Source organism: Micromonospora sp. C41 (assembly GCF_018070485.1).
Lineage (GTDB): Bacteria > Actinomycetota > Actinomycetes > Mycobacteriales > Micromonosporaceae > Micromonospora > Micromonospora chalcea.
The window spans coordinates 69,375-87,440 of record NZ_JAGPXP010000007.1 but is presented as its reverse complement, the minus strand read 5'-3'; the positions used below and the strand labels follow the sequence as shown (position 1 = coordinate 87,440).

General features: G+C 71.6%; 20 protein-coding genes. 8 read left to right on the top strand and 12 right to left on the bottom strand.

The features are described 5' to 3' along the window. Nucleotides 1-92: 92 nt before the first annotated feature. Nucleotides 93-965 (bottom strand): biotin--[acetyl-CoA-carboxylase] ligase, encoded by an 873-nt coding sequence (locus tag KBX43_RS10420; protein ID WP_043330645.1) that lies wholly within the window; start codon nucleotides 963-965, stop codon nucleotides 93-95. Between the two features lie 72 nt (nucleotides 966-1,037). Here KBX43_RS10420 and KBX43_RS10415 point away from each other — a divergent pair, with 72 nt between their 5' ends. Then, the gene (locus tag KBX43_RS10415; protein WP_043326650.1) at nucleotides 1,038-2,621 is read left to right on the top strand and encodes an acyl-CoA carboxylase subunit beta; all 1,584 of its coding nucleotides are present in this window, start codon (nucleotides 1,038-1,040) and stop codon (nucleotides 2,619-2,621) included. Nucleotides 2,622-2,664: 43 nt separating this feature from the next. Here the strand turns inward: KBX43_RS10415 and KBX43_RS10410 are convergent, their stop codons facing one another. The 4 genes from KBX43_RS10410 to KBX43_RS10395 all read right to left on the bottom strand — a co-directional run bounded on the left by KBX43_RS10410 (nucleotide 2,665) and on the right by KBX43_RS10395 (nucleotide 5,869). Next, nucleotides 2,665-3,537, bottom strand: coding sequence for a hypothetical protein (locus KBX43_RS10410; protein WP_069087138.1), 873 nt, complete (start codon nucleotides 3,535-3,537; stop codon nucleotides 2,665-2,667). Beyond that, nucleotides 3,530-4,030, bottom strand: coding sequence for a SigE family RNA polymerase sigma factor (locus KBX43_RS10405; RefSeq protein ID WP_113972040.1), 501 nt, complete (start codon nucleotides 4,028-4,030; stop codon nucleotides 3,530-3,532). The genes KBX43_RS10410 and KBX43_RS10405 overlap by 8 nt, the downstream gene beginning before the upstream one ends. Before the next feature lie 62 nt (nucleotides 4,031-4,092). Further along, entirely contained in the window at nucleotides 4,093-5,076 is a 984-nt protein-coding gene (locus KBX43_RS32055) for a ketopantoate reductase family protein (RefSeq protein WP_113972041.1), read from the bottom strand. Between the two features lie 49 nt (nucleotides 5,077-5,125). Continuing rightward, nucleotides 5,126-5,869: a M50 family metallopeptidase gene (locus tag KBX43_RS10395; protein ID WP_069087140.1), complete on the bottom strand. Its 744-nt coding sequence runs from the start codon at nucleotides 5,867-5,869 to the stop codon at nucleotides 5,126-5,128. Between the two features lie 99 nt (nucleotides 5,870-5,968). On the opposite strand from KBX43_RS10395, the gene KBX43_RS10390 reads away from it, so the two are divergent. Together KBX43_RS10390 and KBX43_RS10385 are read left to right on the top strand one after the other, a co-directional pair. Beyond that, on the top strand, nucleotides 5,969-6,148 hold the full coding sequence (locus tag KBX43_RS10390; protein ID WP_233514584.1) for a hypothetical protein: 180 nt from the start codon (nucleotides 5,969-5,971) through the stop codon (nucleotides 6,146-6,148). A 128-nt stretch (nucleotides 6,149-6,276) separates the two neighbouring features. Beyond that, entirely contained in the window at nucleotides 6,277-7,029 is a 753-nt protein-coding gene (locus KBX43_RS10385; RefSeq protein ID WP_043326667.1) for a GH25 family lysozyme, read from the top strand. A gap of 66 nt (nucleotides 7,030-7,095) precedes the next feature. Here KBX43_RS10385 and KBX43_RS10380 read toward each other — a convergent pair whose 3' ends face one another. Continuing rightward, on the bottom strand, nucleotides 7,096-7,302 hold the full coding sequence (locus KBX43_RS10380) for a hypothetical protein (RefSeq protein WP_043326669.1): 207 nt from the start codon (nucleotides 7,300-7,302) through the stop codon (nucleotides 7,096-7,098). Nucleotides 7,303-7,390: 88 nt separating this feature from the next. Continuing rightward, nucleotides 7,391-9,376 (bottom strand): serine/threonine-protein kinase, encoded by a 1,986-nt coding sequence (locus KBX43_RS10375; RefSeq protein WP_113972042.1) that lies wholly within the window; start codon nucleotides 9,374-9,376, stop codon nucleotides 7,391-7,393. Nucleotides 9,377-9,467: 91 nt separating this feature from the next. Between KBX43_RS10375 and KBX43_RS10370 the strand changes: the two genes are divergently transcribed. Next, entirely contained in the window at nucleotides 9,468-9,680 is a 213-nt protein-coding gene (locus KBX43_RS10370; RefSeq protein ID WP_030501250.1) for an acyl-CoA carboxylase subunit epsilon, read from the top strand. A gap of 100 nt (nucleotides 9,681-9,780) precedes the next feature. Continuing rightward, complete coding sequence (locus KBX43_RS10365) at nucleotides 9,781-10,233, top strand: hypothetical protein (RefSeq protein WP_113972043.1); 453 nt, start codon at nucleotides 9,781-9,783, stop codon at nucleotides 10,231-10,233. Nucleotides 10,234-10,525: 292 nt separating this feature from the next. Here KBX43_RS10365 and KBX43_RS32050 read toward each other — a convergent pair whose 3' ends face one another. Continuing rightward, complete coding sequence (locus KBX43_RS32050) at nucleotides 10,526-10,780, bottom strand: hypothetical protein (protein WP_069087145.1); 255 nt, start codon at nucleotides 10,778-10,780, stop codon at nucleotides 10,526-10,528. An 806-nt stretch (nucleotides 10,781-11,586) separates the two neighbouring features. Between KBX43_RS32050 and KBX43_RS10355 the strand changes: the two genes are divergently transcribed. The 3 genes from KBX43_RS10355 to KBX43_RS10345 are packed head-to-tail and all read left to right on the top strand — an operon-like array spanning nucleotide 11,587 to nucleotide 14,035. Continuing rightward, the gene (locus KBX43_RS10355; protein WP_113972044.1) at nucleotides 11,587-12,705 is read left to right on the top strand and encodes a S8 family serine peptidase; all 1,119 of its coding nucleotides are present in this window, start codon (nucleotides 11,587-11,589) and stop codon (nucleotides 12,703-12,705) included. Between the two features lie 10 nt (nucleotides 12,706-12,715). Further along, on the top strand, nucleotides 12,716-13,372 hold the full coding sequence (locus KBX43_RS10350) for a nucleoside triphosphate pyrophosphatase (RefSeq protein WP_043326679.1): 657 nt from the start codon (nucleotides 12,716-12,718) through the stop codon (nucleotides 13,370-13,372). A gap of 9 nt (nucleotides 13,373-13,381) precedes the next feature. Next, nucleotides 13,382-14,035 (top strand): O-methyltransferase, encoded by a 654-nt coding sequence (locus KBX43_RS10345; protein ID WP_043326681.1) that lies wholly within the window; start codon nucleotides 13,382-13,384, stop codon nucleotides 14,033-14,035. A gap of 78 nt (nucleotides 14,036-14,113) precedes the next feature. Here the strand turns inward: KBX43_RS10345 and KBX43_RS10340 are convergent, their stop codons facing one another. The 4 genes from KBX43_RS10340 to KBX43_RS10325 all read right to left on the bottom strand — a co-directional run bounded on the left by KBX43_RS10340 (nucleotide 14,114) and on the right by KBX43_RS10325 (nucleotide 18,030). Continuing rightward, nucleotides 14,114-15,517: a sugar MFS transporter gene (locus KBX43_RS10340; protein WP_210884200.1), complete on the bottom strand. Its 1,404-nt coding sequence runs from the start codon at nucleotides 15,515-15,517 to the stop codon at nucleotides 14,114-14,116. Nucleotides 15,518-15,579: 62 nt separating this feature from the next. Beyond that, nucleotides 15,580-16,335, bottom strand: a complete 756-nt coding sequence (locus tag KBX43_RS10335) for an ABC transporter permease (protein WP_013284036.1) — start codon at nucleotides 16,333-16,335, stop codon at nucleotides 15,580-15,582. A gap of 17 nt (nucleotides 16,336-16,352) precedes the next feature. Further along, nucleotides 16,353-17,312, bottom strand: coding sequence for an ATP-binding cassette domain-containing protein (locus KBX43_RS10330; protein WP_210884198.1), 960 nt, complete (start codon nucleotides 17,310-17,312; stop codon nucleotides 16,353-16,355). Nucleotides 17,313-17,439: 127 nt separating this feature from the next. After that, nucleotides 17,440-18,030, bottom strand: coding sequence for a PadR family transcriptional regulator (locus tag KBX43_RS10325; RefSeq protein ID WP_210884270.1), 591 nt, complete (start codon nucleotides 18,028-18,030; stop codon nucleotides 17,440-17,442). Nucleotides 18,031-18,066: the final 36 nt, after the last annotated feature.

Genomic DNA, 18,066 nt, shown 5'->3' with positions numbered 1-18,066 from the left:
ACAGGACGCGCTGACCGTAACCGGTCGGCGCATCCCGTCGGCATCGGCCGCGCGGGCGGCTGCCCGTGGTTGTTAAGAGGGGGCCCTTCCTTTCACCGCAGGTGCAGCACGTCTCCCGCGGCCAGCCGCAGCGTCTCGGCATTCGTCTCCACCAGGAGCTGCCCGTCGGCGTCCACCCCGGTCGCGGTGCCGTGCGCCTCGCTGCCGTCGGGCAGCAACACCCGCACCTGGCGACCGATGGTGGCGCACCCGGCCAGGTACGCCTCGCGCAGCCCACTGGCCTCCGCATCACCTCCGGCGTCACGCCAGCGCTCGTACCAGTCGGCGAGCGAGCGCAGCAGCGCCCGCAGCAGCGGATCCCGGTCGGTGGCGGTGGCGCCGGCGAGCTGGAGCGAGGTGGCGGGCAGCCCGGTCGGGTTCTCCGGCAGCTCGTCGGCGCGCAGCGTCACGTTCAGCCCCACACCGACCACGATCGCGGGCGGCCTGTCGTTCTCCCCCGGCACCGCCTCGGCCAGCACGCCGGCGCACTTCGCGCCGTCCACCAGCAGGTCGTTGGGCCACTTCAGCCGCGCGTCCAGCTCGGCCAGCAGGCGTACCGCCTCGACCAGCGCGACACCGGCGAGCAGCGGCAGCCACCCGTACCCGGTGACCGGCACCGGCGCCCAGCCGCGCTCGGGGACCGCCTCGCCGGGCCGCAGCAGCACGCTCGTGGCGAGACCGGCGCGCGGCGGCGACTGCCAGACACGGCCCCGACGGCCCCGGCCGGAGGTCTGCCGCTCGGCGACCACCACCAGGCCCTCCGGCTCGCCGCCCCGCGCCGCGGCCACCGTGTCGGCGTTCGTCGAGCCGGTCTCGGCCAGCAACTCCAAGCGTCGCCAGGGCCCGTTCGGCGCGACCAGCGCGCGCCGCAGCCGGGCCGCGGAGAGCGGCGGTCGGTCCAGATCCGTGTACGGCGAGCCGGGCATCACGCCAGCCTACGGCCCGGATGAGGCGTACTGCACAGCCTCAGACACCTGAACCATCGTTATATTCCACGGGTGACTACCGAGACCGGGTTCAACATCCACACGACCGCCGGCAAGCTGGCGGACCTGGAGCGACGGCTCGACGAGGCGGTGCACGCCGGGTCGGCACGCGCGGTCGAGAAGCAGCACGCGCGGGGCAAGAAGACCGCCCGCGAGCGGATCGAGATGCTCCTCGACGAGGGATCGTTCGTCGAGCTGGACGAGTTCGCCCGGCACCGCTCGACCAACTTCGGGCTGGAGAAGACCCGCCCGTACGGGGACGGCGTGGTGACCGGCTACGGCACCGTGGACGGCCGGCAGGTCTGCGTCTTCTCGCAGGACTTCACCGTCTTCGGCGGCTCCCTCGGCGAGGTCTTCGGCGAGAAGATCGTCAAGCTGATGGACCTCGCCATGAAGATCGGGTGCCCGGTCGTCGGCATCAACGACTCCGGCGGCGCGCGGATCCAGGAGGGCGTCACGTCCCTCGGGCTCTACGGCGAGATCTTCTTCCGCAACGTGCGGGCCAGCGGCGTCATCCCGCAGATCTCGCTGATCATGGGCCCGTGCGCGGGCGGCGCCGTCTACTCCCCGGCGGTCACCGACTTCACCGTCATGGTCGACCAGACCTCGCACATGTTCATCACCGGCCCCGACGTGATCAAGACGGTCACCGGCGAGGACGTCGGCATGGAGGAGCTGGGCGGCGCCCGTACCCACAACACCCGCAGCGGCAACGCGCACTACCTCGGCACCGACGAGGAGGACGCGATCGAGTACGTCAAGGCGCTGCTGTCGTACCTGCCGTCGAACAACCTGGACGAGCCGCCGGTGTTCGACGCGCCCGCGATCCTCGACGTCACGGATGAGGACCGGGAGCTGGACACGCTGATCCCGGACTCGGCCAACCAGCCGTACGACATGCACCGGGTCATCGAGCACGTGCTCGACGACGGAGAGTTCCTCGAGGTGCAGCCGCTGTACGCGCAGAACATGGTGGTCGGTTTCGGTCGCGTCGAGGGGCGCCCGGTGGGCGTGGTGGCGAACCAGCCGATGCAGTTCGCCGGCACACTCGACATCGCCGCGTCGGAGAAGGCGGCCCGGTTCGTACGCACCTGCGACGCGTTCAACATCCCGGTGCTCACCTTCGTGGACGTGCCCGGCTTCCTGCCCGGCACCGGCCAGGAGTGGGACGGTATCATCCGGCGCGGCGCGAAGCTCATCTACGCGTACGCCGAGGCCACCGTCCCGAAGGTCACAGTCATCACCCGCAAGGCGTACGGCGGCGCGTACGACGTGATGGGCTCCAAGCACCTCGGCGCGGACCTGAACTTCGCCTGGCCGACCGCACAGATCGCGGTGATGGGCGCGCAGGGCGCGGTGAACATCCTCTACCGCTCGGAGCTGGCGAACGCCGAGGACCCGGCCGCGGTCCGGGCCGAGAAGATCGCCGAGTACGAGGACACGCTCGCCAACCCGTACATCGCCGCCGAGCGCGGCTACGTGGACGGCGTGATCCCGCCGCACGAGACGCGCGTGCAGATCGTGCGGGCGCTGCGGGTGCTGCGGACCAAGCGCGAGACGCTGCCGCCGAAGAAGCACGGCAACATCCCGCTGTAGTACGTCGGGTGCCCCCGCCGCCTCGGTGGCGGGGGCACCGGCGTCAGCAGCCCGGGTTCGTGGCGCGGCACAGCCGCTCGGCCGCGACCCGGGCCAGGTCCCGCAGTGTCACCTCGTCGCCGCCCGGTCCGGTGCTCAGCACCGTGACGAGGTCACCGACCCGCACCACCACCTGCTCCTTCGGCGGGGTCCCGTCACCGAGCCGCGCCCCGGTGTCCAGCCGCCGGCCCTGCCCGACGGCGTGCCGCACGAGCACCGACTCGTCGCCGGCGAAGCCGCTGTCGACCGTCTGCCAGGAGTGGACGACCTCCGCCTGGACCCGCTTGCCCTTCAACTCCACCGGACCGGTGAACCGCCACGTGCGGCAGGGCGCGAGCAGCGCGGGCAGCTCGTCGAAGAGCCGCTCGCCGTCCTGCGGCGCCAGCCGGTGCACATCCTGCAGGACCACCGCCTGCGGGGCCGACTGGTCACCGGCGCCCGGCCGCTTACGCAGGAGGGTCACCGACCGCGAGTAGCGGGACTTCACCCACTCCGTCCGCAGGCCCTGCTCCTGCCGGCAGACCTCCAGCATCTTGTCCAGCTGGATCTCCTCGTCGAGGCCGGAGTCGTTCCACGGCGTGGTGCCGGCCGGCCGCACGTCGGACGGTTGCAGCAGCGCCTCGGCGGGCACCTCCGTGGCGCTCCACGGTGTCGCCGACGGATTGGCGGCGACCGGGGCCCGCGCCGGTGAGGCGGCACGCCCGGAGGCCACGAACGCGGCCCCGGAGGTGAGTGCGAGCACCGCCACCGCCGCGGCGGCCACCGTGCGGCGGCTGCGGCGCCGGGCACGTGCCCGCAGCTCGGCCGGTTCCGCCCAGCGGACGTTGCGCAGGTCCCGCTGCATCACGTCGATGAACGCCAGGTCGTCGTCACGCATCGGCGGGCTCCTCCAGATCCACTACCGCGAGCAGTTCGGCCAGGGCGGCTCGGCCCCGGGACAGCCGGGCCTTGACGGTGCCGACCGGGGCATCGGTCTCCCGGGCCACCTCGGCGACCGGCATGCCGAGCAGGTAGTACAGCGCGAGAGCGACGCGTTGTTCCTCGGGCAGCCGCCGCAACGCGGCCACCACCTCGACCGTGTCGGTGCTCGGCGCCGGCATGCTCTCCTCGGCGCCATGGCGCAGATAGGCGCGCGCCCGGCTGCGCAGGCTGCGCCAGCGGCTCACCGCGATCCGGCTCGCCACCACCCGCACCCATGCCTCCGGGTCGTCGTATCCGCGCACTGTGGACCACCGCTGCCAGGCCCGGATGTACGCCTCCTGCACGGCGTCCTGCGCCTCGGCGAGGTCGCCGGTGAGCACGTAGACGAAGCCGAGCAGCCGCTGTCGGCTGCCCCGGTAGAACTCGTCGAATCCGTCGACGTCCGGCACCTGCTACCTCCCGAGTGACGGTCGCAGGGGACACGCCTGGCGTGCCTGGTGCGGTTGCCCGCTCAGCCGATCATTTTCTCGAGTTCGCCGAGCGGGAAGCCGCCGGCCGGGATCCGGTCGCGGACGGCCCGGCGGACGGCGGTCTGCACCACCGCGTTGGCCGGGGTGGGTACGCCGTGCAGGCGCCCGAGCAGCACGATCTCGCCGTTGAGGTGGTCGGTCTCGACCGAGCCCGCGCCCCGGGCCAGGCTCTGCCAGGTGGAACCGCCGGAGCGCTCCTCGCCGCCGACGGGCCGGTGCGACACCAGGTCACCGCGCTCGGCGGCCTCCTCCTCGACTGTGGTGTGCGCGATGCCGGCGGCGGCGAGCGCCGCCTCGCCCTCGGCGCGTACCCGCTTCGACAGGGCTTCGGGCACGTCCCGGCCGAGCAGCGCCTGGAGGCCGTTGCCGAGGTTGGCGAGCAGCTTGCCGTACTTCCAGCGCATCACGTCGTCGCGCACCGGCGCGACGAACCCGGCGGAGGTCAGGTCGGCGGCGACCGCCCGGCTGGTGTCGTCGGCGCCGCTCGGGTAGCGGCCGATGTGCAGCATGCCCGGGTGCGGATGCCCGTTGGCGACCACCAGGCCCGGTTCCAGGTGGGTGGCGGGCAGCCACACGCACACCGGGTGTACGCGGGCGAAGCGCCGCAGCGCGGCCGGCTCGTTCGCCACGCCGTTCTGGGCCAGCACGACCGGCAGCCGTTCGCCCGCCGTTCCGCCGCCCTCGACCGGCGCGTCCGCCCACGCCGTCAGCGCCGCCACGGTGTCCTGCGACTTCACGGTGAGCACCAGCACGGTGTCGGCCGGCAGGGGCGGGCCGTCCGGCCCGGCCACCGCCGGCAGCCGGCCGGTGACCTCCCGCTCCGGCGTGCGCAGCGTCAGACCCCGCTCCCGCAGCGCGTCCAGATGCGCGCCGCGGGCCACGAGCGTCACGTCGTGGCCGGCGTCGGCCAGGAGTACGCCGATGGTGCCGCCGACCGCGCCCGCTCCGATGATCACATATCGCACGGGTCCGATTCTGCCCCTATGTGGCCTCGCCCGCCGGATACGCCGCTTGTCAGGCGGTGAGCCCCGCGTCGGCCAGGATCGGACCGGCCAGCAGCAGCGCGCCGACCACCAGCGCGCCCACGCTCACCAGCAGGAACACGCCCACCCAGAACAGCGCCGGGAACGGCGTGAGCCGGGCGAGCTGGTCGGCGTCGGACTGCGGCATCCGGCCCCGGGCGCGTTGCCGGTGCAGCTCGAACACCGGTCGTACGCCGCCGAGCAGCAGGAACCAGACCGACGTCCAGGCGAACGCGGCCTGCACCTCGGGCGAGGTGTACCAGGAGACGGCGAGCACCACCCCGCCGGTGACAAGCAGCGAGAGCACGCCGAACAGGTTGCGGATCATCACCAGCATGGCGAGCAGCAGCGCCACCGCCAGCCACAGCAGCAGCGTGATCCGGTTCCCGGCCAGCAGCCACGCGCCGCCGAGGCCGAGCAGCGACGGCGCGACGTACCCGGCGAGCAGCGTGAGGATCATCCCGGGCCCGGTGGGGCGGCCGGCGGAGAGCGTCAGCCCGGAGGTGTCCGAGTGCAGCCGGATGCCGTGCAGCCGGCGGCCGGTGAGCAGCGCGACGAGCGCGTGGCCGCCCTCGTGCGCGATGGTGACCGCGTTCCGGGCGATCCGCCACGGCAGCCGGGTGGCGACCACGGCGAGCGCGACCACGGCGGTGAGCACCACCAGCAGCGGCGGCGGGTCCGGCTGGGCGCTCGTCAGCGTGTCCCAGAGCGTGGTGAGGCCGTCGATCAGGGGCATGGGCGGGGAGCCTACCGGCCCGAGCCGTGTCGTTCGACCGGCCGAGTCTCATAGAGTGTGAGACTGATCGGACGAGGCGCCGGAGCGGAGGTGAGGTCGGTGAGCGCAGCTCCCTTGGAGCCCTACAGCTCGCACGAGCAGGACGGCGACAGCCACTCGCTGCGGCTGCACCGGCTCGACGGCGCGCACTACGTCGAGGACGCGGTGGCCAAGGCGGGTGAGACGCTCAGTGTCACCGAGCCGTTCCGCTGGGCGATGGACCCGAGCGCGCTCCGCTGATCCGCAAACGACGCGCCACCTGGGCGAACGATGGGCGTCGATGAAAATTTCCTTGCTCCCTATTGCGATCTAGGGCACTAAGCTCCAAAGATGGGCGTCAATAAACGGACGTTCCTCTGGAGGCAACCATGGCCCGTACCAGACTCTCCGTACGCCGGCTCCTCGCTGCCGGCCTGGCCGCCGCCGCCACCGCGGCCGTGGCCCTCGTGGCGACCGCCGGACCGGCCGCCGCCGCGACCACGCCCGGGATCGACGTCTCCCGTTACCAGGGCAGCATCAACTGGACCAGCGTGCGCAACGCGGGCATCCAGTTCGCCTTCATCAAGGCCACCGAGGGCACGAGCTACAAGGACCCGAACTTCAACGCGAACTACGTCAACGCGTACAACGCCGGGGTGATCCGCGGGGCATACCACTTCGCCCGGCCGAACATCTCCGCCGGTTCCACCCAGGCCAACTACCTGGCCAGCAACGGCGGCGCCTGGTCGGCCGACAGCCGTACGCTGCCCGCCGCGCTGGACCTGGAGGGCAACCCGTACAGCGGCGGCTACTGCTACGGCCTGAGCACCACCGGCATGCGCAACTGGGTCCAGGACTTCCTCAACACCTACCGCTCCCGCACCGGCCGGTACGCGGTCATCTACACCACGACGAGCTGGTGGAACCAGTGCACCGGCAGCTGGAGCGGCCCGTGGGCCAACCACCCGCTGTGGATCGCCCGCTGGGCCAGCTCGCCCGGCACCCTGCCGGCCGGCGCTCCGTTCTACAGCTTCTGGCAGTACACGAGCACCGGCTCCGTCTCCGGGATCAGCGGCAACGTGGACCGCAACTACTGGAACGGTGACCGCAGCCGGCTGATCGCCCTGGCCAACAACACCTGATCCACCGGCTTACGACAGTGGGACCGCCTCCGTGCGAGGCGGTCCCACTGTCGCGTCGTACGTGGCTCAGGCTCTGCGGCGCGCGGAGGCCGGCACGGGCGTCCGGCGCATCCAGCGCCACGCCGCCACACCCGCGATCGTGAGGGTCAGCACACCGAGGACCGCGACCGGCGCGGACAGGCCGGCGGCGATCAGGAGCAGCACGACGTCGCCGAGCGCAACGAGCATCCACAGTGCCAGCCGCGGGCCGGTGTCCCTGCGTCGGTAACCCATGTCGCGCCTCCTTCCGTCGTCGGAGGGATTCATACCCCCGAGGACGGAAAGCCATGCGAGCGAGTTTCGTGACCGGCGGGATTCCCGGTCAGTTCTGACGGTCCGGCACGAAGCCCTTGGTGATGATCTCCCAGTTCGCCAGGTTGGCGTCCCAGTCCTTCGCCGGGACCTCCCAGCGCAGCGCGAAGCCCCGGTTGCTGGCGGTCGCCACACCACGGTTGCGGACGTGGAAGCGGGTGTCGCCGTTGCGCGTCTCCAGCCAGTCCCAGTCGGCGCAGGTGCGGAAGTAGGGGTCGCACTTGGTGATGCCGACCAGTTTGTAGTTGCGCACGAAGTTGCGCCGGCTCGACTCCTGGCTCTTCCAGTCCGCGTACGCGTCCTTCTTCGGGTTCGGCGTCCACTGGATGAACAGCACCCGCCGAGCGCCACCGACCTCATAGAGCACGACGTTGTCGCTGCGGACCCGCGCCTCGAAACCGTTCGGGATCGGCACCTTGAAGCCGTTCGGGCCGGTGTAGAGACGCCAGCCGGCCGGCAACGCGGCCCCGGACGCCGAGGGGCTGGCCGACGGCGTGGGGCTGGCCGACGCGCTGGTCGCCGGGGCGCTCGGGGACGCGCTCTCGCTCGCCGCGGGCGGCGGCGCCGCCGACGCGGAGGTGCCGGCCGTCGGCTCACCGGCGTCGCCGTCGTCACCGTTGTTCAGCAGCGGGACGGCCACCACCAGACCGACGAGCAGCAGCAGTACCAGCGCGCCGATCAGCAGGTTGCGCCGGTTGGGCGCGGACTTCTCGACCGGCAGCACCGTGGCCCGGCCGGTCGACTGCGCCTCCTGCACCGGAGCCGGGCTGACCGGTGCGGAACCGGACACGGCCGGGCTGACCGGCGCCGGGGCGTCGGTGACCGGCTCGCCGTCGAGCCGCGTCTCGTCCAGCGCCGGGTCGACGCCGTCGACAGGGGCCTCGTCGTCCACCCGGGTCTCGTCGGTCGAAGGCGCCGGGTCGAGCTTGGTGGTCGGATCGGCGGCCGGCGGAGCCACCTTCGCCGTCGGGCCGGCGTCCGAGCTGGGCGCCGCCACCTTCGCCGTCGGGTCGACGGCCGCGGCCGTACCCCCGGTGGCGGCCCCGGAGACCGAGGTCGCCGCGCGCTCGGCCTGGTCGGCCGGGCGCGGCGCCGGCACCAGCGGCGGGCGCGGCACGCGCGGACCGTTCGGCCCCGGCCGGCGTACGCCGTCCAGCAGTGAAATGCCCTTGGCCCGGCGACCGGCGGCCTTGCGCAGCATGCGCTCCGCCACCTCGGCGGTGATCCGCTCGTCCGGGTCCTTGCGCAGCAGGCCCTGGAGCACCGGCTTGAGCGGCCCGGCGTTGCGCGGCGGCGGCAGCGGCTCGGTGGCGAGCGCCGCCAGCGTGGCGATCGCCGACGGACGCGCGTACGGCGACTTGCCCTCGACCGCCGCGTAGAGCGTGGCGCCGAGCGACCAGAGGTCGGCCTCCGGCCCGGCCGTGCCGTCCCGCGCCCGCTCCGGCGAGATGTACGCGGGCGAACCGAGCACCATGCCGGTGCGCGTCACGTTCGGGTCGCCGGGGATCGTGGCCAGGCCGAAGTCGGTGAGCACCACGCGGCCGTCCTCGCCGAGCAGCACGTTGCCCGGCTTGACGTCGCGGTGCATGATGCCCGCCTTGTGCGCGGCCTTCAGCGCGTTCAGCACGCCGAGGCCGATCTCGACCGCCTTGGCCGACGAGACCGGACCGTCCTCGGCGATGGTGTCCTGCAACGACTTCGACGCCACGTACTCCATGACGATCCACGGATCGCCGTCGGTGCGCAGCACGTCGAAGATGCGGACCACGTTGACGTTGTTGAGCCGGGCGATCGCCCGCGCCTCCCGCAGCGAGCGCTCGCGCATCTCGCGGCGCTCCTCGGGGGTGAGGCCGGGCGGCGGGACCAGTTCCTTGATGGCCACGTCCCGGTGCAGCACCTCGTCCCGCGCCTTCCAGACGCGGCCCATGCCGCCCTGACCGAGCGGCGTGATAAGCCGGTACCGGTCGGCGACGAGTTGGGGGAGCGCGTTCGACATCGCAGAAACCGTACCCGGCCGCTGCGACGCCTACACCGTCGGCACGCCACTGTACGGCGAAGGTCGAATTCGTGACGGTTACCCTTGGGGCATGTCTGCCGAAGAGCCGCTGTTCCGGATCGTCCGCGGCGTGCCCACCGCCGAGGAGCTGGCCGCTCTGGTCGGCGCGATCATGGTGCGTACCCGCCCGGCCCAGGCCGCCACGCCGGCCCCCGTGTCGCAGTGGGCGCGCAGCGCACGTCCCGCCCTCGCCGGCCCGGTCGCCGGCGCCGGCGCGTGGCGGGCCTCCGGCCTGCCCCGCTGACGTCTGGTTCCACCCGCGGCGCCGGGCGGGGCTGCCGGGATCCACGTTGAGCCACTAACCTCACTCAGGGAAACCGTGTGGTGACGGGCAGGAGGCTCCGATGATCCCGGAGGACAACCAGCCAGCCGGCTGGCTGCGCGGCTACGGCGGCATCGAGGCCGACATCCGACAGATGCGGGAGTTCGCCGACCGCCTCCAGGACGAGGTGACGCGCAACTACTCGCCGCATTTGTCGTACATCGCCGACGACATGAAGGCCCCGGTGCCGAACCCGGCCGACGCCTTCATCGAGCTGGTCCATTTCCTCCAGGCCCACCACGACACCCAGACGGCAGCGGTCAGCGCCGTGTGGGACCTGGCACCCGCCACCGGCCGGCTCGCCGACGCCGCCGGCCGGATCGCCAACCACTACGGCGACGCCGACGCGTTCTCCTCCGCACGGGTCACCGACGTCGAACGGGCACTCGCCGGGCCGTCGAGCACCGTCGCCCGCCCGCTGCCGCCACTGGCCGACCCCACCGCCCCCGAACAGAGCCGGGTGATCCTGCCGTGATCGAACGGGGCAGCGGACGCACCTCCGGGCTGACCGACTGGCGGCTGATGGACGTCCTCAGCATGTGGGCGTGCCTCCAGGACCAGGACACCGCCGGCCAGTGGAAGCAGGTCGCCGGTTGGCGCAAGGTCTGTGACCTCGCGCTGACCCACCTGAGTCGGCTGCGGGAATACCGCCGCGGCCTCGCCGAGGCCTGGCCGCCCGAGACCAACGCCGCCGCGCGGGCGTACATCGCCGAACTCGACCAGCTCATCGACCGCGTGCAGCGCACCCACGACGCCGCCGCCGCGAACTACGACGCGCTCGCCGCCGCCACCCGCGCCATCGGCAGCGCGCGGGCCGAGCTGCAACCCCTGCACGAGGAGTACGAGAAGAGGCTGCGGCAGAAGCGGGCGTACGAGGCGACGATCGCCGACCCGAAGGCGGTGGCGGGTAGCCGGTTGCCGGAACGGCCCCCGGTCACGGACGACGACTTGGAGCAGTTGAACGTACGGGCGCGCGGGTTGATGACGGGGTTGAGCGGCGAGCTGCAGCACGCCCAGGTCATGCTCCAGCGCCCGCCGGCTGCTCCTCGGCCTGGCATCGAGACGAATAACCCAGATGTCTACGGGGCCAGCGGGGCAGCACCAGTTATTCCACCAATCGTTCCGGTTACTGTCACAAGTCCAGGCCCAAGGTCAAAGCCAGCGCCGCTCGGCGGCACCTCCGGCCAAGGACCACAAAATCCCCCCACCGTGGGCGTCGGACCAATCCTTGGCGGCGCCGGTTCCACCTTGACGCCTCCTCCAAGCATCACCACACCAAACGTTTCATCGACTCCCCCATCGTTGCCGAGTGCGACTCCCCTTCCCCCAACCGTTCCTGGCGCTCTAGGTGCTAGCCCGCCTCCGCGAGATGCTCGACCTCACCCCTTCACTGGCAGCCCGGTTTCAGGCGAGGCGCCGAAGAACTTCCTCCCTCGCACGCAGCCGAACGGGTTGATCGGTCAACCATTCGGCCCGGGTCTCGTCCAGCCGTCTTCTCCGAATACCACCCCGCGCAGGGTAAATCCCGTCGGCGGTGTCATAGGAGGTGGCGGCGCGGGTACCGCGCCCGCCGGCAATGCTGGATCGCGTCCCGGGATTGGAAGAAACCCCGTGATGGGCCCGATGGGCGGATCACCTCTCGGCGGCTACCCCTCCACGACTAACCGACCCGGTCGTCGGGACGAGACGAGTGGAGTTTCTCGACCATGGGATCAAGACAACCCCTGGGAGACCGACAAGGGGGTTAGTCCAGTGGTGCTACCTCCGACCGATGATGGTCCGATCGATCCGGGACCAGCCATCGGGCGAGATCGCTGACTGATTCAACATGCGCATCGCCCTCTCGATTTTGGCCGTCGTCAGCTTCATCTCAGCCCAAGCAGCGCAGCCAGCCGCGCCAGAGGATGCATTGCGAGTCCGGAAAGATCAGTGGCATCTGGACTTCCTCAGGGTGAATGAAGCTCATAAGATCTCTCGCGGAGCCGGGGTACTGGTAGCCGTCCCCGACACTGGAGTTGACCCTCATCCGGACCTCTCCCAAAACCTGCTTGAAGGAAGGAATGTTCTGACGGGAAGCGGCGATGGTTTGCGCGACGCGAACAGTCACGGAACCGCCATGGCGGGACTTATCGCCGCCCACGGATCTGGCAGGGAAATCGGCGCACTCGGCATAGCACCGGAAGCCAAGGTTCTCCCAATAATCTCCTCCACCTCGGACAACTATGGCGAGGCGGACAAGCTCGCCGAGGCAATAGATTATGCAGTCACGCAGCATGCCGGAGTCATAAGCATCTCGAGCGCCGGCGTCGCGAGCGAGAGGCTGATTCGATCAGTAAAGAGCGCACTCGCTGCAGACATAGTCGTTATCGCAGGCGTCGGCAACCTCCCGGAAGCTGCGACGATCGGCTATCCAGCTGCAGAGGAAGGTGTGATCGCCGTAGGCGGGACCGATCAGGCCGGGAACCACGCCCAAATTTCCGTCACAGGATCCAAGATCGAGGTCGCTGCCCCAGCCGTTGATATCTACAGCACCAGCTACGGCGGCAAATATTCGAAGGGCACGGGGACATCCAGTGCTACCGCGATTGTTGCCGGCGCTGCTGCCCTGATCCGCTCCAAGTACCCCAACCTCCCCGCGCAGGAAGTCGCCCACCGGCTGACCGCCACCGCCGTCGACAAGGGACCACCAGGCCGCGACGACCAGTACGGCTACGGCGTCATCGACCTGGTAGCGGCGCTCACCGCCGACGTCCCCCCGCTCGGCTTCGAGTCCTCGAACGTCACCCCACCGGCATCGGCGAAGGCAGCCCCGGAAAAGGGCGACGACAGCAGCGCGACCGTACGCGGGCTCGCCACCCTGGGTGTGCTGGTGGCGGCGGGCGGCGGATACCTGTTCTGGCGTCGGCGCCGACGTGCCGACGACCCGCCGCCGAGGGTCAGCCGGTAGCGTCGGCGGGGTGTCGACCTCCGTACCGGTGCGCCTCGTGCTCGCCTCGCAGTCTCCCGCCCGCCGCAAGTTGCTCCAGGCCGCTGGCATCGAGCCCGACGTGCTGGTCAGCGGCGTGGACGAGTCGCAGGTGGTCAGCGAGCGCGCCGAGGATCTGTGTCTGGAGTTGGCCCGGTTGAAGGCGCAGGCCGTACGCGATCGGCTGCGGCCGTCGCCGGACGAGCGCACTCTCGTGCTCGGCTGTGACTCGGTGCTGGCCTTCGACGGTGAGATCCTCGGCAAGCCTGATGACGCGGCGGACGCCACCCGGCGGTGGCAGCGGATGCGCGGGCGCAGCGGTGTCCTGCACACCGGGCACAGTCTGATCGACGTGACGCACGAGTCGCGGGCCGAGGCCGTCGCGTCGACCACTGTGCATTTCGCCGACATCAGCGACGAGGAGATCGCCGCGTACGTGGCGACGGGCGAGCCGCTGGCCGTTGCCGGCGCGTTCACCATCGACGGGCTGGGCGGCGCGTTCCTGACCGGGATCGAGGGTGACCCGGGCACAGTGGTGGGGTTGTCCCTGCCGTTGCTGCGCCGGCTGCTCGCCGAGGTGGAGCTGAGCATCGTCGACCTGTGGACGAAGGTCGCGCCCGGGGGCCAGGAGATCGAGCATCTCGGCTAACGTCCGGACATGACCACGAAGCCTCTGCCGCTCACCCCGGAACTGCACGCCTACCTGGTGGCCCACGGGTCCGCGCCGGACGAGATCGTCCGGGAGCTGGCCGAGGAGACCCGGGCGGCCCTGCCCGCCGAGGCGGTCATGCAGGTCGCGCCGGAGCAGGCGGCGTTCCTGACGTTCCTGACCCGGCTGCTCGGCGTACGGCAGGCGGTCGAGGTGGGCACGTTCACCGGCCTCTCCTCGCTGGCGATCGCCCGGGGGCTCGCCGATGGCGGGCGGCTGACCTGCTTCGACATCTCCGAGGAGTACACGGGCGTGGCCCGGCGCTACTGGGAGCGCGCCGGTGTGCAGGACCGGATCGAGCTGCGCATCGGCCCGGCCGCCCAGACGCTGCGCGAGCTGCCCCGCGAGCGTTACCTGGACTTCGCGTTCATCGACGCGGACAAGGTCGGCTACCCGGTCTACTGGGACGAGCTGGTGCCGCGCATGCGCCCCGGCGCGGTGGTCGCCGTCGACAACACGCTGCGCGACGGCCGGGTGCTCGCCCCGCGAAACGCCGACGACCGGGCGATCGCCGCCTTCAACGACGCGGTGATCGCGGACGTGCGCGTCGAGGCGGTCATGCTGCCGATCGCCGACGGCGTCACACTCGCCCGAGTGCTCTGAGCCGGCCCGAACACAACCTCGCCGAAGTGGCGGCAACCCTGAACACCGGATACCGCCACCTCGCCGAAACGGAGTCGATCAAGTCGCGCGGACCGGCGCAGGCAAGGCACGCCCCAGCCGCACCGTCAGCAGCACCGCCACCGCGATGAACGCGGGCAGCAGCAGGAACGCCGGATGCGGGCCGGCGCCGTCGGCCACCCACCCGAGCGCGACCGGCGCGATCCCGAAACCCACACCCATCGAGTACGCCGACCAGCCCGCCGCCTTGTCGGCGGCCGGACCGGCGACTGCGAGCGCGATGGAGATCGCCAGCGGGTAGTGCAGCGCGTTGCCCAGGCCGAGCACGACCAGGCCGGTGACGGCGAGCCAGCCGACCGTACTGCCCCAGAACAGCGCGAACCCGGCCAGCGAGACGGTGAGCGCGCCGAGCAGCAGCGGCACCGGCGGCCAGCGCAGCGCGGCCCGGCCACCGGCGATCCGGCCGGCGAACATGCCGCAGACGATCGCGGCCACCGCCGCCGACGCCCCGCCCGCGCTCAGCCCGGCGTGGGTCCGCAGCACGTCGGCGGTCCAGAGCGACAGGCAGACCTCGATCGACCCGGTGACGGACATCAGAACCCAGGCGATCCAGTACGCACGCGGCAGCCGCCCCGCTGCCCCACGCACCCCGGAGGCGGGCACCTCCGACGCCGGCATCCCCGGCGCGGGCACGGCCGAAGCGGGCACAGGCGCGGCGCCCCCGGACGACACGGTGACGGGAGCGCCCGAAGCGGGCACGGCGGCGTCGGATGCGCCGACGGCGGGGACTGCCGGAGCGGGCGCGGCGGCCTCGGCCACCCCGGACGTGGGGATGGCGGGCACCCGGGTGGATGCGGCCACGGGGACCGGTGTGCCGGCAGCCGCGACAGCGGGGGCGCGGTTCGGCCCGCGTACCCGGAAGGTCAGAGCCGCGAGCGCGACAAGCGTGATCAGCCCGACCTCGACGGCCATCAGCGGTCGCCAGCCGAGGCCGGCGTCGACGCTGGCGCCGATGGTCAGCGGCGCCAGGATGCCCATGCCGGCGCACGCGGCGTTGGCCTCGGTGAGCGCGGCGGGGGCGGCGGGTCCGTGCCGGGCGGTGAGCACCACGCTGACGCCACTGACGATCATCATGCCGAAGGTGGCGATGACCGCGACGGCGGCGAGCGTGGCCGGTAGCGGGCGGAGCAGGCCGAGCGCGGTGACGCCGGCGGCGACGCCGGCGAGGCCGAGCCAGATGGCGGGGCCGCGGCCGAGGCGGCGGGCGATCGGGGCGAACAGCGCTCCGCCGGCAAGCGCGCCGACGGCGATGCCGGTGCTGTGCAGGCCGGCGACGGCGGCGCTGGTGCCCTGTTCGTCGCGGAGCAGCGGTACGACCGGGCCGAATCCGTAGAGGAAGAAGCCCCAGAGACCGAGCTGGGCGTAGGTCAGCCAGGTGATCCGGTCACGGGTGAGGCGGGGCACCGGCCCACGCTACGCGCGTGGCGCCGGTGCCCCCTGCCTCCTGAGAGGTACGTCTCCCCTGGTCAGCGGACACTGCGGGCGAACTGGCGGGCGGCCCAGAAAACGCCTGCGGCGGCGAGCACCGCGATGATGCCGAGGCCCTGCCAGACGCGGTCGTTGCCGAGGTCGCCGTTGAACAGCGCGCGCGTGCCCTCGACCGCCCAGGAGAACGGGTTCCACTTGGCCACGCCCTGGAGCCAGCCGGGGGCGAAGGTGAGCGGCAGCAGGATGCCGGAGAGCAGCAGGACCGGCTGCGCGACGGTGTTCATGAGCGGGGCGAGCGCGTCCTCGCTCTTGACCTTGAGCGCGATGCCGTACGAGACGGCCGAGGTCATCAGCGCGATGAGGGCGAGCATCAGGTACGCCAGGAGCAGGTTGCCGATGAAGACGCGCAGGTCGAACGCGAGCGCCAGCAGCGTGATGATGATCGCCTGCGCGATCAGCGAGACCACGTCACGCAGGGACCGGCCGAGCAGCAGCGCGAGCCGGCTGACCGGGGTGACCCGGGAGCGTTCGATCACGCCGGCGCGCAGTTCGGCGATCAGGCCGAAGCCCTGGAACAGGCCGCCGAAGATGGCCAGCAGCACGAGCAGGCCGGGCACGAAGATCTTGTACGCGGCGGCCTGCGTCGGGGCGTTCAGCGCGGGCTTGAGCAGCGGGGCGAACAGGAGCAGGTACATCACCGGCTGGAAGACGCCGACGAAGATCCACACCGGGTTGCGCAGCAGCAGTTGCGTCTGGCGCTGGAAGATCAGCCAGGTGTCGCGGGCGAGTTTCATGACAGCTTCTCCGGGGGTCAGGACTCGCGCAGCGAGCGGCCGGTCTTGGTGAGGAAGACGTCGTCGAGGCTGGGCCGGTGCAGCTCGATCGAGCGCAGGTCCAGCCCGGCGTGGTCGAGGCGGCGCAACACCTGCGGGATGGCGGTGGCGCCCTCGTCGACGTAGAGGCGCAGGCCGCCCTCGTCGACGGTCTCCAGCTTGCTCACGTACGCCTCGGTGTCGAGCAGTTCGGCGGCGCGCGGGGTGCTCGGGGCGTCCAGTCCGACGATCAACACCTCGCCGGAGATCTCCCGCTTCAGCTCGGCCGGCGTGCCCTCGGCGACGATCTCGCCGTGATCCATGATCGCGATGCGGTCGCAGAGCGCGTCCGCCTCGTCCAGGTAGTGCGTGGTGATGAAGACGGTCATCCCCTCGGTACGCAGCCGGCGGATCTCGTCCCACATGTGCGCGCGGCTCTGCGGGTCGAGGCCGGTGGTCGGCTCGTCCAGGAAGACGATCTTCGGCTCGTGGATGATGCCGAGCGCGATCTCGACCCGCCGGCGCTGGCCGCCGGAGTAGGTCTTGCACTTGCGGTCGGCGTACTCGGTGAGCTGGAAGGCTTCGAGCGCGCGCTCGGCGCGTCGGTGCGCCTCGGCCTTGCTGATGCCGTAGAGGCGGGCCTGGAGCACCAGCTCCTCGCGGGCGCTCGACTCGTCCCAGGTGCTGCCGCCCTGGGCCACGTACCCGATCCGGCGGCGCACCTCGGCCGGGTCCTTGCGCAGGTCGGCGCCGGCCACGGTGGCCTGGCCGCCGTCCGGCTCGATGAGCGTGGCGAGCATCCGCAGCGTGGTGGTCTTGCCGGCGCCGTTGGGCCCGAGGAAGCCGAAGATCTCCCCCTCGGCGACGTCGAGGTTGACGCCGCGGACGGCGTCCACGGTCTTCGTCTCGCGACCCTCGCGGGAGCGGTACGACTTCCGCAACCCCCTGGTCTCGATCATTTCTGCTCCTGGTCGTCCGGGCGGGCCTGACCGGCCGCCGATCGTCCGCGAGGACGCACGAATCCCCCGCGATTCCTGCCGAGGCTAACGCGATATAGCTTCTTTGGTCAACGTTGATTATGTCGTGTCATCGGGAGCCGTCGGTCCAGCCCGACCAGCCCTCGGCCCGCTCCATCCCATCGGGCAGGTACGACACTCCCGACTCGATCCGCTCCGCGATCCGCTCGCACCACGCCGTCTCCGCCTCGGCGCGGGCCAGCCACAGCTCGAACATCCACCCGACGTGCACCGGCTTGCGGGTGCGTACCCAGTCCGAGTCGAGCGAGGCGCGCATCGACTCGACCCCGGCGCGAAGGAGGTTCGCCCGGTTGCGCAGCGCCGCCGCGGCCTCCTCGCGCGGCATCGCCGGCAGGAAGGAGAACGCCGCCACGAACGGGTCCGGCGGCTCCTGCACCTGCCACCACTGCGCGCGCAGCAGCGTCTCGAACTCGTCCTCCCCCTTCGCCGTCACCTCGTACGTGGTGCGGGCCGGGCGGGCGCCCACCTGCTCGATCGAGACGGTCCGCAGCAGGCCCTCGTCGGTGAGTTTGCGCAGCGCGTGGTAGATCGAGCCGGGCTGCACGTTGGCCCACTTGTCCGCGCTCCAGCTCAGCAGCTCACGGCGCACGTCGTAGCCGTGCACCGGCTGCATCCACCGGACCAGGCCCAGAATCATCATCCTCGTTGCCGACACCGGACAAGCGTAATAGGCAAA